At 59.1% G+C, this 15,718-nt stretch carries 14 protein-coding genes and 4 pseudogenes; 16 read left to right on the top strand and 2 right to left on the bottom strand.

The features are described 5' to 3' along the window. From NKI47_RS01835 to NKI47_RS35100, 3 genes and pseudogenes are all read left to right on the top strand, one after another. Positions 1 to 508, top strand: a 508-nt coding sequence (locus NKI47_RS01835) for a cation:dicarboxylate symporter family transporter (RefSeq protein WP_352586920.1), incomplete at its 5' end; no start/stop codon positions are given. A 302-nt stretch (positions 509 to 810) separates the two neighbouring features. Further along, positions 811 to 1,842, top strand: coding sequence for a LacI family DNA-binding transcriptional regulator (locus tag NKI47_RS01830; protein WP_023678260.1), 1,032 nt, complete (start codon positions 811 to 813; stop codon positions 1,840 to 1,842). A gap of 414 nt (positions 1,843 to 2,256) precedes the next feature. Then, positions 2,257 to 2,501: pseudogene (locus NKI47_RS35100) on the top strand (IS1634 family transposase); the annotation flags it as partial. 93 nt (positions 2,502 to 2,594) lie between these two features. On the opposite strand, the gene NKI47_RS01825 reads toward NKI47_RS35100, so the two are convergent. Continuing rightward, positions 2,595 to 3,617: a LysR family transcriptional regulator gene (locus NKI47_RS01825; RefSeq protein ID WP_352586917.1), complete on the bottom strand. Its 1,023-nt coding sequence runs from the start codon at positions 3,615 to 3,617 to the stop codon at positions 2,595 to 2,597. Positions 3,618 to 3,887: 270 nt separating this feature from the next. On the opposite strand from NKI47_RS01825, the gene NKI47_RS01820 reads away from it, so the two are divergent. The 9 genes and pseudogenes from NKI47_RS01820 to NKI47_RS01780 form a co-directional block, all read left to right on the top strand. After that, positions 3,888 to 4,481: a NodA family N-acyltransferase gene (locus NKI47_RS01820; protein ID WP_023678262.1), complete on the top strand. Its 594-nt coding sequence runs from the start codon at positions 3,888 to 3,890 to the stop codon at positions 4,479 to 4,481. Further along, the gene (gene nodB, locus NKI47_RS01815) at positions 4,478 to 5,134 is read left to right on the top strand and encodes a chitooligosaccharide deacetylase NodB (protein ID WP_352586914.1); all 657 of its coding nucleotides are present in this window, start codon (positions 4,478 to 4,480) and stop codon (positions 5,132 to 5,134) included. The genes NKI47_RS01820 and nodB overlap by 4 nt, the downstream gene beginning before the upstream one ends. Positions 5,135 to 5,148: 14 nt before the next feature. After that, positions 5,149 to 6,507, top strand: a complete 1,359-nt coding sequence (gene nodC / locus NKI47_RS01810; RefSeq protein WP_352586911.1) for a chitooligosaccharide synthase NodC — start codon at positions 5,149 to 5,151, stop codon at positions 6,505 to 6,507. 48 nt (positions 6,508 to 6,555) lie between these two features. Continuing rightward, positions 6,556 to 7,152: a nodulation methyltransferase NodS gene (nodS, locus tag NKI47_RS01805; protein ID WP_352450799.1), complete on the top strand. Its 597-nt coding sequence runs from the start codon at positions 6,556 to 6,558 to the stop codon at positions 7,150 to 7,152. A gap of 35 nt (positions 7,153 to 7,187) precedes the next feature. Beyond that, positions 7,188 to 7,436: pseudogene (locus tag NKI47_RS01800) on the top strand (carbamoyltransferase N-terminal domain-containing protein); the annotation flags it as partial. Positions 7,437 to 7,474: 38 nt separating this feature from the next. Beyond that, entirely contained in the window at positions 7,475 to 8,386 is a 912-nt protein-coding gene (nodI, locus tag NKI47_RS01795) for a nodulation factor ABC transporter ATP-binding protein NodI (RefSeq protein ID WP_023678267.1), read from the top strand. 3 nt (positions 8,387 to 8,389) lie between these two features. After that, positions 8,390 to 9,178, top strand: a complete 789-nt coding sequence (locus NKI47_RS01790; RefSeq protein ID WP_352586908.1) for an ABC transporter permease — start codon at positions 8,390 to 8,392, stop codon at positions 9,176 to 9,178. Positions 9,179 to 9,245: 67 nt separating this feature from the next. Next, complete coding sequence (locus NKI47_RS01785; protein ID WP_023678269.1) at positions 9,246 to 10,208, top strand: LysR family transcriptional regulator; 963 nt, start codon at positions 9,246 to 9,248, stop codon at positions 10,206 to 10,208. 8 nt (positions 10,209 to 10,216) lie between these two features. Further along, a pseudogene (locus tag NKI47_RS01780) lies at positions 10,217 to 10,478 on the top strand (hypothetical protein); the annotation flags it as partial. A gap of 29 nt (positions 10,479 to 10,507) precedes the next feature. Here the strand turns inward: NKI47_RS01780 and NKI47_RS01775 are convergent. Continuing rightward, positions 10,508 to 10,663: pseudogene (locus tag NKI47_RS01775) on the bottom strand (hypothetical protein); the annotation flags it as partial. A gap of 35 nt (positions 10,664 to 10,698) precedes the next feature. Between NKI47_RS01775 and NKI47_RS01770 the strand changes: the two are divergent. The 4 genes from NKI47_RS01770 to NKI47_RS01755 all read left to right on the top strand — a co-directional run bounded on the left by NKI47_RS01770 (position 10,699) and on the right by NKI47_RS01755 (position 15,617). Next, positions 10,699 to 10,908 (top strand): hypothetical protein, encoded by a 210-nt coding sequence (locus NKI47_RS01770; RefSeq protein ID WP_023678271.1) that lies wholly within the window; start codon positions 10,699 to 10,701, stop codon positions 10,906 to 10,908. A gap of 464 nt (positions 10,909 to 11,372) precedes the next feature. After that, positions 11,373 to 12,173, top strand: a complete 801-nt coding sequence (locus tag NKI47_RS01765) for a calcium-binding protein (RefSeq protein WP_023678272.1) — start codon at positions 11,373 to 11,375, stop codon at positions 12,171 to 12,173. 386 nt (positions 12,174 to 12,559) lie between these two features. Next, a complete protein-coding gene (locus tag NKI47_RS01760) occupies positions 12,560 to 14,329 on the top strand; it encodes a type I secretion system permease/ATPase (RefSeq protein ID WP_352586948.1) in 1,770 nt (589 codons plus the stop codon). Further along, positions 14,304 to 15,617, top strand: coding sequence for an HlyD family type I secretion periplasmic adaptor subunit (locus tag NKI47_RS01755; protein WP_352586905.1), 1,314 nt, complete (start codon positions 14,304 to 14,306; stop codon positions 15,615 to 15,617). Before NKI47_RS01760 ends, NKI47_RS01755 begins: the two co-directional genes overlap by 26 nt. Positions 15,618 to 15,718: the final 101 nt, after the last annotated feature.

The following is a 15,718-nucleotide window of genomic DNA, read 5'->3' as shown; positions in this document are numbered from 1 at the left end:
TGTCCTCGCAACGTCCTCCTCGGAGGCCGCGCTCCCCTCGCTCATGCAGAAGATGGAGAAGGCGGGCGCCAGGCGTTCGGTTGTGGGTCTCGTCATCCCGGCCGGATATTCGTTCAATCTGGACGGCACGAATATCTACATGACCCTGGCGGCCCTCTTCATCGCGCAGGCGACGAACACCGATCTGTCAATCGGCGATCAGGTGCTGCTGCTGCTCGTTGCGATGCTTTCCTCCAAGGGCGCTGCAGGTGTGACAGGTGCGGGCTTCATCACCCTGGCTGCTACGCTCGCCGTAGTTCCGAGTGTTCCCGTTGCTGGGATGGCCCTGATACTCGGCATCGACCGCTTCATGTCCGAATGCCGGGCGTTGACGAATTGCGTTGGTAACGCAGTGGCATCCCTCGTCGTCGCCCGCTGGGAAGGAGAATTGGACCAAGCGCAGATGAAAGCCGCCTTCTGCGGTCATCAGGTTGCCGAGGCATCAAACCGGCTATCCTCCGCCGAGTAAGGGCGACGCACCGCGACCGGTTTCGCCAAGCTGGTCACATGACCTGAACGATCGACTCGCAGGCTCTAAACGGCGCCTCACGGACCATGTATCAGAAGCGCTAAATGTGTGAGTGCAAATCATCGCCGCCCTAAGCGAATGAACCTTCCGTTATACCCGGCCGGTCTACGTCTGGAGTAGTCCAATACGCTGTCGATCATTCAGTGTGCGGGCGTCTTCACTTTGCCCACCCGAAACCATTGTCGAATCGCGCTAGGTGACAGAGAGCCAGCCTGCGTCAAAAACCAATCAGAATAGGACCCATGACCAAGCGCCCCACAATTGCCGATCTCGCCCGCGAAGCCCGAGTCAGCGTAGCAACGGTCGATCGGGTTCTGAACGCCCGCCATCCGGTGCGCGAGGAGACCGCGCGGCGGGTCCACGACGCCGCCCACGCGATCGGCTATCATGCTGCCGGGCTCATCAAGCAGCGCTTGCGGCGAGACCTACCGTGCTACCGTCTGGGCTTCATCTTGAGAAAACCGGCCCAGCATTTCTACCAAGACTTTGCGCGCGAGGTCGAAGCGTCGGTCAATTTGGCCCAGTCCTTCCACGGCATTCCGCTCATCCAATTCGCCCCGTCACATATGCCGAGCGACCTAATCGCACCGCTCAAGGATTTGGGCGCACGCTGCCATGCGATCGCGATGGTGGCACCGGACCACCCAAAAATTACAGCAGCGGTTGAGGACCTCAAGGCCAAAGGCATTCCGGTTTTCTCGCTGCTTTCCGACTTCGCCGCCGGCGTGCGACAGGGCTATATCGGCCTCAACAACCGTAAGGTGGGGCGCACGGCCGCTTGGATGGTGTCCAAGGTCGCAAAACGGCCCGGCAAGGTGGCGGTGTTTGTCGGTAGCCATCGTTTCCAGGGGCACGAGCTCCGTGACGTCGGCTTTCGCTCCTATTGCCGTGAGAACGCGCCGACGTTCGAGGTACTCGATCCGCTTGTGAACCTGGAGAAACGGCAGGTCACCTACGAGGCAACGCTTGATCTCATGCAGCGGGAACCCGAGCTCGTCGGCTTCTATGTCGCCGGCGGCGGCATGGAGGGCGCCATCTCCGCGGTCCGGGAAGAGGGTAAAAGTCGCGATCTCGTCGCGATCGTGAATGAAATCACGCCGGAATCTCGGGCGGCACTCGCAGATAACATCATCACGATGGCGGTCGCCACGCCAATGCGCCGGCTTTCCCAGGAGCTGATAACGCTGATGACGCGGGCTATCGAGACCGGCACTGCTGAAACACCAGGACAGACATTTCTGCCGTTCGACATCCATCTGCCGGAAAATATATGAAGCTGATGGATTCTATCGTAAGCGGGGAGTTTCCTTTCATAAATGAGAGAAAGTTGATTGATGATCCGATCCACGCGGGGTAGCCGCACCCCACAGGCCTCAGCCGCGGCCCAGGATGAAAGCGCCGATTGAGTGAACGGATCGGCCGCGCGTTCAGGCGGAAGCGCGAGGTAAATTCCCTACATCCGCAGCGTCGACCTCGACCGGCTTCATTGCCAACATCTCGACTTTGTCGGTGCAGGGCGGTGTCGTCAAGGATGCCTCACGCCAGTAGCCGAGCGAGGCCGGCACAGTCCATTGGGATCGACCTCGTCGACCGCCATCTCCTCGCCTGGCCGCGCGTGAAAAGCCGCGGCAAGGCCGGCAAAGTTGGCATTTGAGTGGGGCTAAACATCTTCTGGGACTTCGCACGCGAAATCGGAGGCGGCAGTCAACTCAGCACCAACCGGGCATGTGTTCTGCTCGTTCCTGGCCCTCGTACTCAGCAAGGAACTGCGCCGCTCTGCCCCGAATGGCAACCGCTCCTCCGCGACCGCCTCCAGGAGCCACCATCGAAAGGGATGGTCGCGTCGTCACCACCACGTCACGGCAAAAGTGGGCAACGTCTTGAAGGCAGCTGGCATCGCTCTGCGACACACCTCGACAAACAACTCGCCTGAGATCACCCCCAAAAAGGTAGTGGTAACACGCGCCGGCGCGCGCCTAACATGCTGATTAATGACATTATTCTTACAGCCGGTGTTTAAGTGGGGCTAAATCTCTTCTGGGACTTCGCACGCGAAATCGGAGGCGGCAGTCAATTCGGTACCAACAACGGCAAGGTCGGATCCGGCGTGCCCGAGACGCTCAATAATTTCAAGCAAAGGCGCCAGGCGAGATGCCTCCTGCAACATCATTTCCCGCATCCACAGGCTTGCCGGATCAGTATTGTGAAGCGCAGGCCATTGGACGGCCTCCGTGAATGCGGGATGAGGAAGTGGCGGCGGAAGTCCGACAATCCGCAGGGGTGTTGTTTTTGCGAAATGCTGCGCCAGCCGTAAGGGCATGGTCCCGATGCGGTTGGTGCCTGATACAACGGGCGGGATCATGCTAAAGCCCTGTACGACGACCTCGATACGTCTCTCGAAACCGTGCTCGAGCAAATACCATTCCTCCATGGTGGGCTGCCGGGTGTGCCTGAATCTGAGCACAACATGCCCCATGGACAAGTATCGCTCGAATGTAAGTGGCTCTGACAGCTGCTTGTTCGTGCCGCAGCCTACGCATACGAGCATATCTTCGAACAGGGCTGCGCGAGGATGTTTCGACATGAACACTTCCGGCATAATCAGAAAATGAACGTCGCCGCGCCGGAGAAGCTCCTCGGGGTCGTCGGAAATAGGCAGACATTCGAAGCGGACGGCGGGAGCTTCCCGCGCAGCACGCTCTACGATCTTCTTAAAAAATACGAGCGTGAGGTAATCGGAAAGCATGATTCGGAAGAGACGATCCGATTGGGCTGGGTTAAAGGCGTCCCAGGAAATAATCGATAGCTGGATGTGCAGCAATGCGTCCCGGACTGCTGGGGCGAGCCCCTCCGCGCGCGGTGTCAAAATGAGCTCGCGGCCGTTCATCGCAAATAGCTCATCGCTGAAATAGGCGCGTAACCGAGCGACGGCGGCGCTCATGGCCGGCTGGCTCAGGTTAATACTCCGGGCCGCCGCGGTGACTTTACGTTCCCTGATCAGAGCGTCCAGCACAACGAGGAGATTTAGATCCAGCCCCTTAAAACGCATGTCCTGATCTATCCAGCGTGTGGATGGGTATCATCTAAACAATCAATTTTACGAATTTACGAACCATGCATTAGAGGAACGTAAATGACCGACGTCAAGCTCAAATCGACGGCGCCGCGACACGGGCGGGAACATCGAGAGAGCTCATTTGCGAGCCCGACCGGCTGGCTCACCTTCGCTAACGACAACGGTTGAGTGCAGTCAAACAACGCCGCCGCTTTGGCCGGGTAATGCGGCCCGCAAGAAACTAATAAGAAAGAGAGATCCTGAATGCGCTCGCAGGTGCAGTGGAAGTTGTGCTGGGAAAATGAGTTGCAGCTCTCCGACCATGTCGAGCTCGCCAAGTTCTTTCGAAATACCTATGGGCCGACTGGGGCGTGCAACGCAGAACCGTTCGAAGGTAGTCGAAGCTGGGCCGGAGCTAGGCCTGAACTCCGCGTAATCGCCTATGATTCGAGCGGTGTAGCGGCCCATATGGGCATACTGCGCCGTTTCGTCAAGGTTGACGCGGTCGATCTATTGGTGGCTGAGCTGGGCCTGTACGGGGTACGTCCGGATCTTGAGGGCCTCGGAATCGCCCATTCGATCCATGTCATGCTTCCAACACTGCAGGAGCTTGGCGTTCCATTCGCTTTCGGAACCGTCCGGGACGCGCTGCGGAATCATGTTGAGAGGTTCGGGCGGCGATACAGCCCTTTGGCTGTTTTGTCGGGAATTCGCGTGCGCTCCACCCGACCAGAGGCGCGCCTCGACCTGCCGCCCACACGCATCGATGACGCACTCGTCATTGTTCTGCCAGTTGGACGACCGATCAGCGAATGGCCCACCGGCGCAATGATCGATCGGAACGGACCAGAGCTATGAGCCGTCCCGATTGCTACGAAGTGCGCCGTGAGTGCTCCGACGGCACCAGCCGTCGCAGCGTTTATCTGACGTTCGACGACGGTCCCAATCCACTTTTCACACCGGAGATTCTGGATGTGTTGGCAGAGCAGCGGGTGCCGGCGACTTTCTTCGTCATCGGCGCCTACGCCTTAGAGCACCCGGATCTAATCCAACGAATGTTTGCAGAAGGGCACGAGCTAGGCAACCACACGATGACTCATCCGGATCTGTACAAATGCGGCTTCGGCGAAGTGCAACGTGAGATCTATGAAGCGAACGGCGCCATCATGAGGGCGTGCCCTCAGGCCTCGGTGCGCTACATTCGCGCGCCCTACGGCGCCTGGAGCGAAGAAGTCTTCACAGCGTCACAGATCGCCGGGCTGACGGCCCTCCATTGGTCCGTCGACCCTCGAGATTGGTCTCGCCCTGGGGTCGACGCGATTATCGATACCGTGCTCGCCTCTGTCCGGCCGGGCGCAATCGTACTCTTACACGACGGATGCCCTCCCGGCGAGTTGAGCCAGGGCGCTCACGCCGGTCTGCGCGACCAGACGGTCACGGCGCTGTCCCGGCTGATTCCAGCACTTCATGAGCGCGGATTTGTAATCCGCTCACTTCCTCAACATCACTGAACAAACGAGATCCCATGACTCTTCTTGGTACAACCAGCACTGTGGCCATTTCGCTATATGCACTGCTCTCGACTGCTTATAAGAGCATGCAGGGGATTTATGCTCTGCCGACAAACGACTCATCGGCGTTGGAGGATCTCGTCGGCTCCGATCAACTGCCCAGCGTGGATGTCATCGTCCCCTGCTTCAACGAGGATCCGCGCACGCTTTCAGAGTGCCTGGCTTCCATTGCAGACCAAGAATACGCCGGAAGACTTCGGGTCTATGTGGTTGATGACGGTTCTGGAAATCGCGAAGCCGTAGGAACTGTCCACGAAACCTACGCGCGCGACCCTAGGTTCGACATCATTTTGCTTCCCGAGAATGTTGGAAAGCGCAAGGCACAGATCGCCGCGATACGCCGCTCATCCGGGGATTTGGTGCTTAACGTTGATTCAGACACGATACTCGCGTCCGACGTCATTACCAAGCTTGTACCGAAGATGCGAGATCCAGTGGTCGGCGCAGTCATGGGTCAGTTGACGGCCAGTAACCGGAGCGAGAGCTGGCTGACCAGGCTGATAGACATGGAGTACTGGCTGGCTTGCAACGAGGAGCGCGCGGCACAGGCTCGCTTCGGTGCCGTTATGTGCTGTTGCGGCCCATGTGCCATGTACCGCCGGTCTGCGCTCCTTTTGTTACTGGACCAGTACGAGTCGCAATTTTTTCGGGGCAAGCCAAGCGACTTCGGTGAGGATCGCCATCTCACTATCCTCATGCTGAAAGCAGGCTTTCGAACCGAGTACGTTCCGAGCGCCATCGCGGCCACAGTCGTTCCGAACAGACTCGGACCGTATCTGCGCCAACAACTCCGTTGGGCACGAAGCACATTCCGGGACACGCTGCTTGGGCTGCGCTTGCTGCCCGGCCTCAATAGCTATCTCACGTTGGACGTGGTCGGACAGAATCTCGGGGCGCTACTCCTCGCCCTATCGGTACTAACGGGCCTCGCACATTTCGCACTGACAGGCACTGTGCCTTGGTGGACAGGACTGATGATTGTGTCCATGACCATGGTCCGATGCAGCGTGGTAGCAGTTCGTGCTCGACAGTTTCGATTTCTGGGCTTTTCCCTGCACACGTTCATCAACATCTTTCTCTTACTTCCCTTGAAGGCCTACGCGCTGTGTACATTGAGCAATAGCGATTGGCTGTCGCGAAGCTCTGCTGTCGCTACATCGAACACTGGGGGAAAACAGGCCCCCACCCAAACTCCGATCACTGGATCAAGCAGGGCAGAATTCTCACCGCATGCAGCTCCGCTTCGCAGGCTCAATCTTGGGCGGGATTCTTCGGGATTAGCGCTGTCGAGCAACATCTGCGGCGACGAGTGATCGCTAATTACCTAGGTGGACGAGAGGTGGACGAGTTTGACCCAGAACATGAATCATCAGTTGCTCGATCGGGAATTGGCCGCAGACGATCCGTGGCGCCTCGACGGCAATCCGTTCGAGCGGGAGCGCCACACGCAAATGCTCCAGCTGGCGCTTGCCCAAGGCTCCATTACAAATGCCCTCGAAGTCGGGTGCGCTGCCGGCGCATTCACGGAAAAACTAGCCCCCTACTGCCAAGGGCTCACCGTCATCGATGTCGTGGCGCAAGCGATTGCTCGAGCACGTCAACGGATAAAGGAGCCGTCGCGCATCAACTGGATAGTCTCCGATGTTCAACAGTTTTCGACCGACGAGTTGTTTGACCTGATCGTTGTGGCGGAGGTCCTATACTACCTCGAAGACATAGCCGAGATGCGCGCGGCCGTCAAAAACCTGGTGCGGGTGCTTGCGCCAGGCGGGCATCTGATCTTCGGATCGGCAAGGGATGCTAATTGCCGTCGCTGGGGTCACGCCGCTGGTGCTGAGCCGGTCATCGCCATGCTGAACGAAACGTTGATCGAGGTAGAGCGTCTTGAGTGTCGGGGCGAGTCGGTCAACGAAGACTGCTTGCTCGTCCGTTTCCGGAACCCGCTTTCCGCTTCCTGATGAATCGAATCTATCGCCGTTAACGTGGAGACACTATGCGCATCTGTGGTACCAAGCTGACCCATGATGGGGCGATCGCCCTTGTCGAGGATGGACGGCTCGTCTTCTGCGTAGAGCAGGAAAAGCGGCACAACAATCCGCGTTACCAAACCATCGATAATCTCGACGCAATTGTCGCCGCTTTGGCGGAACAGGGGCTAAATCCTTGTGATGTCGATCAGTTCGTTATCGACGGCTGGGATGGCGAAGACGAGTCACAGTTTCAGGTCCGGCAGGCAACAGCAACCGCCAGTCGTGGCGACGCTCTCGGTAAAATGAACCCATGTCCACGGTAACGATCGATCTTACTGACGTAAGCAAAACTTATGACAAGCTCGTTGTCGACAGACTGTCGTTCCGCGTTACGGCGGGGGAATGCTTCGGGCTCTTGGGACCGAACGGTGCGGGCAAAAGCACGATTGCGCGTATGGTCCTCGGCATGACATCGCCTGATGCGGGGAAGATTACTGTGCTCGGCGCTCCAGTGCCGGCGCGCGCGCGTTTGGCACGTATGCGCATCGGCGTGGTCCCGCAGTTCGACAATCTTGATACCGCGTTCACTGTACGCGAGAACCTGTTGGTGTTCGGGCGCTACTTCCGGATGAGCAGACGCCAGATCGAAGCGGTCATACCGTCGCTGCTTGAGTTCGCCCGCCTCGAGAACAAAGCGGATGCGCGCGTCGCCGAACTGTCCGGCGGCATGAAGCGGCGCCTGACGCTCGCGCGTGCGCTGATCAATGACCCGCACTTGCTGGTGATGGACGAGCCGACCACCGGCCTCGATCCGCAGGCCCGCCACCTGATCTGGGAACGGCTGCGATCGCTGCTGGCGCGGGGCAAGACTATTCTTTTGACTACCCATTTCATGGAAGAGGCCGAGCGGCTGTGCGATCGGCTGTGCGTTATGGAGGAGGGGCGCAAGATCGCCGAAGGCCGCCCGTCCGCACTCATTGACGAGCAGATCGGCTGTGACGTGGTCGAGGTCTACGGCGGCAATCCGCATGAACTGGGTGCGCTGATCCGGCCGTACGCACAGCGCATCGAGGTGAGCGGTGAGACGCTTTTTTGCTATGCACCCGATCCGGAGCAGGTGCTGGGGCAGCTACGCGGGCGCGCGGGTCTGCGCCTTCTGCAGCGTCCCCCCAATCTCGAGGATGTGTTCTTGCGGCTAACCGGGCGCGAGATGGAGGACTGAACAATGGGCGAACGTTATGCGGCGGGCATGCCCGCCAATGCGTGGAATTGGGTCGCGGTTTGGCGCCGCAACTATCTTGGATGGAAGAAAATCGGGCTTGCATCGGTTCTCGGCAACCTCGCCGATCCGATGATCTATCTGTTCGGTCTCGGCTTTGGCTTCGGAACAATGATAGGTCCTGTTGAGGGCACTTCGTACATTGCGTTTCTCGCGGCTGGCATGGTTGCCACAAGCGCGATGGCATCGGCGACCGCTGAAACGGTTTACGGGAGTTTCGGACGCATGGACAACCAGCGCACCTGGGAAGGAATGCTATGCACTCAGCTGACGCTCGGCGATATCGTACTCGGCGAATTGGCGTGGGCAGCCACCAAGGCCCTGATGGCGGGCACAGCAATCACCATTGTTGCCACCACGCTCGGCTACACATCGTGGCCATCCATCCTCTGCTTGCTGCCAGTCATCGCTCTCAGTGGCCTCGCCTTCGCGAGTCTAGCGATGGTCGTCACGGCGCTTGCGCCCAGTTATGAATATTTCATATTTTATAATACGCTTGTTATAACACCCATGCTGTTCCTTTGCGGCGCGATGTTTCCGGTCAACCAATTGCCCGGCGCTTTTCAGGACGTCGCCTCCTTGTTGCCGCTCGCACATGCAATTGACCTCATTCGTCCGGCGATGCTTGGCCGTCCGGCCGGCAGCATGGGCCTGCATATCGGCGCGCTTTGCATATACACGGTTTTGCCGTTCTTCCTATCGGTTGCTCTATTTCGTCGTCGGCTGATGCGTTGACGCTACTCACCATTCGTAAAATTGTTTCTTTGGGCGATACCCATCCACGCGTCGGATAGGTCAATACATGCGTTTTAAGGGACTCGATCTAAATCTCCTGGTTGTGCTGGATGCTTTGATCAGGGAGCGTAAAGTCACCGCCGCGGCCCGCAGTATTAACCTGAGTCAGCCGGCCATGAGCGCCGCCGTCGGTCGGTTACGCGCCTATTTCAGCGATGAGCTATTTACGATGAACGGCCGCGAACTCATTTTGACACCGCGCGCGGAGGGGCTCGCCACAGCAGTCCGGGAGGCATTGCTGCACATCCAGCTGTCGATTATTTCCTGGGACGCCTTTAACCCGGCCCGATCGGATCGTCGCTTCCGCATCATCCTTTCCGATTACCTCACGCTCGTATTTTTTAAGAAGATCGTAAAGCGTGCTGCGCGGGAAGCTCCCGCCGTCCGCTTCGAATGTCTGCTTATTTCCGACGACCCCGAGGAGCTTCTCCGGCGCGGCGACGTTGATTTTCTGATTATGCCGGAAGTGTTCATGTCGAAACATCCTCGCGCAGCCCTGTTCGAAGATATACTCGTATGCGTAGGCTGCGGCACGAACAAGCAGCTGTCAGAGCCACTTACATTCGACCGATACTTGTCGATGGGGCAGGTTGTGCTTAAATTCGGGGACACCCGGCAGCCCTCCATCGAGGAATGGTATTTGCTCGAGAACGGTTTCGAGAGACGTATCGAGGTCGTCGTACAGGGCTTTAGCATGATCCCGCCCCTTCTATCAGGCACCAACCGCATCGGGACAATGCCCTTACGGCTGGCGCAGCATTTCGCAAAATTAACACCCCTGCGGATTGTCGAACTTCCGCCGCCACTTCCTGCCGCATTCACGGAGGCCGTCCAATGGCCTGCGCTTCACAATAATGATCCGGCAAGCCTATGGATGCGGGAAATGATGTTGCAGGAGGCATCTCGTATGATTACCCCGCCTAAGAGCACCGGACGTCTCAGTTGTCGGCCGACGACCCCTCGGTTATGAGAGGAGGCATGGATGGCGATTGGGATTGGGCGATTCCTGCATTGTCGAGAACGATGCAGGGAGAGCAGATCCTTCAGCCTGAAGAGGTGGCAGCGATGCTGCCGCTGCATGAGCTTGGCTGGGGAACCGACGGGCGAACGAATTCGGGTGCGCTCGCAACACGGTGCCTCGTATCTAAGCGAGGGCGGGACTGTTCCGTTTCGCAAGCCTGTGCGGCCGACCGCGTTTGACGGACTGGACGATTGGCTGCGGGAGCGCTTCTTCCCCCATGGCTCGGGCTGGATGACGATCTCGACCCGCTCCAGATGCGCCGGGAACGCCTTGCGCGGTCGCGCAGCACGTCGCGGCTCGCCTGTCGGTCTTGCGGCCTCGAGCTCGGACTCAATCGCGCCGAGCCCGGTCTGGATTTCGAAGGCGAAGGCCTGCTGGGCACGTTCGAGCTTCTCGGAGCTGCGACCGAAGCGGCGCGCTCCAGCTGCTTGACGATCCCATGAAGGTCGGCGATCCTCTCCTGGGCACGCTCGTTGAGTGTCGCCATCCGGACGATCTCGGCCTTGAGTGTTTCGCTCCGGAGTTGTTGCAGTTCGGCCTTCTCCGCCGCCATGGCGACGAACATCGCCTTGAGCGGATCGATTTCGTGGGGACGGGCCGAAGCGCTTCTCGTCATGACGCCGACAGGAGCTTGTTTTACACGGCCTGAAGCCCGCCTTTTGCGCCTGAGTCACTTCGCCACCGCCTTCCGGCCGGACGCCGTCGCCGTTCGGCTCGAACGCGCGTCCAGTCCATGCCTTCGACGAGCGCCATCAGTTTCGGCGCGGCAAGCCGATCACGCCGTTCTCCGCCAGCGGAACTTGTCCTCGTCCAGCGCTCACGGTGCGGGTATGCCGGCGTCGAGCAAACAGAGAGAAGTTTGGGGCCCAACCAGGACGGCCCCGTTACGAAGTTCGTCCTAGTCTAGTCCCGGTTTGAGTGTCGAATCTTCATCGATTGCATCGGCGACCAGCGTCCCCGCCGCCTGCGAGCCCGCAACTGCTCAGCAGAAGGAAGTGAACGTGAGTGCATCCATTTCGTAAATGTGTGTCTATCCAAGCAATCGATTTCTCTAATTATCCGATGAGGAATATGAAACGCGTCAGGCAGGGTGCATCATTAGGAGTATTTTCGATGGCAAACATTATCGAGGGTGGCCCGGGTTCCGAAACACTCCTCGGCACCAAGCTTGAAGATTGGATGGAGGGTTTCGGGGGCAATGACTGGATTGACGGTCGTGGCGGCAACGACGAGATCTCGGCTGGCGCGGGCAGTGACCGAGCCCTCGGCGGCGAGGGTAACGACCGCATCTTCGGCGGAGATGGCTGGGACGATCTCTCCGGCGACAACGGCCGCTTCAACGCGCGCATCTCCGGTGAGGACAATGACAGGCTCAGCGGCGGTCCCGGCCAGGATGTCGTCTACGTGGGTGACGGCCAGGACACGTTGACCGGGGGCACCGACAGTGACACGTTCGTGTTCCAGTTCCACAATCCGGTGCCTGGGGTCGTCCCGAGTGTCGGGTCGAAGCCGGACATTTCCACTATCACCGATTTCAACCCGGCGGAGGACAAGTTCGCCTTCGATGCGGTGGGCCTCTACAACGACGGTTTTGGCGCGAACTTCGTCAACAACGCCAGCATACAGTCCGGCTACCCGGTGAGCAGCTTCTACAGTGGTGCGGCCTCGGGTGCGAACGGCGAACACGTCGTGGTGATCACTGGCGAATCTTTCAACTCTGCTTCTGAAGCCGCGAGTGCGATCTCCGGCGAGCACGCCGGCGACATCATTGTCTACCAAAGCAGCTACACCGACAGAGTCGCAACTCTGGCCTATGTCACCGCCGACAACAGCGCGCATGAGTTCGTCCACCTGGGCGGTGTGGTCACCGTGGCCGACCTAGGCCTGACCGCGTCGGACTTCACCTTCGTTTGATCCGGAAAACCCATACGGAACAGCGCCCCGCCCCCCTGGGCGGGCGCTTTCCGTTTCCGCTACTTGCGATGGGCCGGGGCGCCCGGGAGCAGTCGCAGCGTGTACAGCTTGACGAAGCCCTGCACGTCGCGCTGGTCGTACACCGAAATCTCCCTGAACGCGTGGAGGCGGAAGCCTGTTCGGGCCCTTGCGGCCGGCCACGATGACGTTGCCCTTCCAAACCTTCAGCCGGACGGTGTTGTTGTTGACCCGCTCCATTAGATGCCAAACCAAACATATTCGGCGGGAGCACTGATCCTGAATCAGCGAGTCGGTTGCCGCTCGGGGAGCAATATAGGGAGCTGGGTCGCCAGATCCTCACGGAGACCTACGTGAGTAACCATTCCTTGAAGGATTCAGCTTTGAGACCTTTCCCTCTGACTTCCGCTATTTGGGGAATTCTGTTGATCAGCGGCGTGGTCAACGTGCTTGCGCTGATCTCGCCGCTGTTCATGCTTCAGGTCTACGACCGCGTTCTGGCAAGTGGCAGCGTATCGACGCTAGTGGGGCTCGTCGTGCTTGCTGCAGGGCTTTATGCGTTCCAATGCCTGCTCGACGTTTTGCGCGCCCGCGTGCTGCTGCGGATTGGCGAGCGTTTCGATGAACAGTTTTCCGGACGCGTTCACGATGCGATCGTTCGCCTTCCGCTTTTAACGCGCATGCCGGGCGACGGCTTGCAGCCGCTTCGCGATCTCGACAATATTCGCGGATTCTTAGGTGGAAACGGTCCGACAGCGTTCTTCGATCTGCCATGGATGCTGCTTTATCTTGCCATTTGCTTCCTCTTTCATTTCTGGATCGGCATGACGGCACTTATCGGGGCGATCGGTCTCACATCTCTGACACTTCTTACCAACACTCTCTCGCAACGGCCGATACGCGAGACCATTGCCCACGACATGGTACGCAATGGCCTACTGCAAGCAGCGCGTTGCAATGCCGAGGTCGTGCAAGCTCTCGGTCTCGGAAAGCGGATCGCTGCCCGATGGCACAAGGCCAATGCCGAGTATCTGGCCGCCAACCGGAAAGCTGGGGACGTGGCAGGTGGGCTGGGTGGCATTGCAAAGTCGTTGCGCGTGCTGCTGCAATCGGCCATTCTTGCCGTCGGCGCGTACCTTGTCATCAGGCAGGAGGCTACGGCCGGGGTCATGATTGCCAGTTCGATCATGATGGGGCGTGCGCTGGCTCCGGTCGATCTGGCCATTTCAAGCTGGAAACCCTTCCTCATGGCGCGCCAGGGTTGGGCGCGGCTGGAGGACCTCCTAGGAAAGGTTCCTGAAACCGCTCCTGTTATGCCAATGCCTGCACCTGAACGCGAACTCCGCCTCGAAGGCGTGACAATCGTTCCGCCCGGCGAAAGGAAGCCGACCGTGACCGGCCTTGCGTTTGCCGTTCAGGCGGGAAGCGCACTCGGGATCATCGGTGCATCGGGTTCGGGCAAGTCGACACTCTCGCGCGCCATCGTCGGCGCATGGGCGCCGGTCGCCGGAAAGGTTCGCATCGACAGCGCAAGCCTCGATCAATGGGACCGGGAAGCGCTAGGCCGCCATATCGGCTATTTGCCGCAAGGTGTTGAACTGTTCGACGGCACCATTGCCGAAAACATCGCTCGTTTTGAAGACGATCCTGACCCTGAGGCTATTGTCGCCGCGGCGAAGGCAGCGGGCACGCACGAACTGATCCTCCGATTTGAGCACGGCTACGAAACTCCGATTGGTGAGGCCGGATCGGCACTTTCCGCCGGGCAGCGCCAGCGTATCGGTCTTGCCCGTGCTCTTTATCGAGACCCTTTCCTTGTTGTGCTGGATGAACCCAATGCCAATCTCGATGCGGAAGGCGAGGCTGCGGTCGTTAAGGCGATCGCCTCCGTGCGCGAGCGCAAGGGCATTGCGGTTGTCGTTGCCCATCGGCCGAGCGCCATCCGCGCCGTGGATTTGGTGTTGGTGATGGAAGGTGGACGGCAGCGAGCATTCGGTGCGCGTGATGAAGCGCTTTCCAAAGTCCTTAAGGGGGCAGCGATGGCATCAGGCGCTGGGGTCAAGGCCATCGAGTCTACACAGGATAACGAGCGCGCTGACATGGAGGATCCCGGTGTCCGGCATTCATCAGAACAATGACGTTTCCAGGTCCATTCGCCGGCACCTGGTGGCGGGCCTGCTGGCGAGCGTGATCTTTGTGGGAGGAGCCGGAGCCTGGGCGGCCTTCACGAATCTCTCCGGCGCGGTTGTCGCGTCCGGACACTTTGTCGTCGATTCCTATGTGAAGACGGTGCAGCACCCGACCGGCGGGGTGGTGGGAGAAATCCTGGTGAGCGAAGGTGATAAAGTAAAAGCCGGCGACATCCTCATGCGGCTCGACGCCACCCAGACGCGCGCCACTCTCGCTGTAGTCACCAAGCGGCTCGATGAGCTGGCCGCCAACCTGGCACGACTCGAAGCTGAGCGCGACGATCTGGCGGAGATCGCCTTCCCGGACTGGCTGCTCGCCCGCAGAGATGTTCCGGACGTAGCTTCGGCAGTACATGGCGAGACGCGGCTGTTCGAATTCCGCAGACAATCCCGCGATGGAAGGCAGGCGCAGCTAGCGGAACGCATCACTCAATATGAGCACGAGATCGAGGGGCTCAAGGCGCAGGAAATCGCTTGTGAGAAAAGCACCGAGATTCTCCAAAAGGAAATTGCTGCCTTGAGTGGGCTGCGCGACCAAGGCATTGTCTCGGACCAACGCTTGAACAGTCTGAAGACGCAGGTTGCCACTTTCGGCGGCGAACGCGGTGAGAAGATTGCACATCAGGCACAGACGGCAGCCCGCATAGCCGAAACGCGCCTGCAGATCCTGCAGATGGATCCGGATTTCAAGACGGAAGTCGGCCAGGAGCTCAGAGAGGTTCAGGCGCAGGTTGGGGAGTATGTTGAGCGCAAGGTGGCGGCTGAACAGGAACTGCGACGGATCGATATTGTCGCGCCGCAGTCAGGCGCCATTCAACAACTCGCAATTCATACGGTCGGAGGAGTGATCACGCCGGCCGATCCGATTATGCTAATCGTGCCGGAAGGCGACGATCTTGCGCTTGAAGCACGAATCACCCCGAAGGACATCGACCAAATCCAGCTTGGTCACAAGGCCGTGCTGCGGATGTCAGCCTTCAATCTGAGGACCACGCCGGTATTGAACGGATATGTCAGCCGGATCGCAGCCGATCTGGCGACGGACGAAAAAAACGGCGTTTCGTATTACCTGGTGCGTCTGTCGGTTCCGCATGCGGAACTGACGAAGCTCAAGGACCTGACGCTCGTGCCCGGCATGCCGGCCGAAGCGATGATCCAGACGGGCGAGCGTACGGCGCTTTCTTATTTTGTGAAGCCGCTGTCGGACCAAATCAGTCGCGCATTCCACGAGGAATGAAAGTAATCCACAGAAATATTTTGTTTGTATTCTTGTTGGTTGTTACGCATGCATGAGAGTCATAACCGTCTGAAAACACAGCCATACTTTCCTCAGTTGGA

The organism is Mesorhizobium sp. M0633 (assembly GCF_040320645.1).
In the GTDB taxonomy this organism is placed as follows: domain Bacteria; phylum Pseudomonadota; class Alphaproteobacteria; order Rhizobiales; family Rhizobiaceae; genus Mesorhizobium.
Note: the sequence above shows the minus strand (reverse complement) of the source record. Positions and strands in the feature narration are given on the sequence as shown.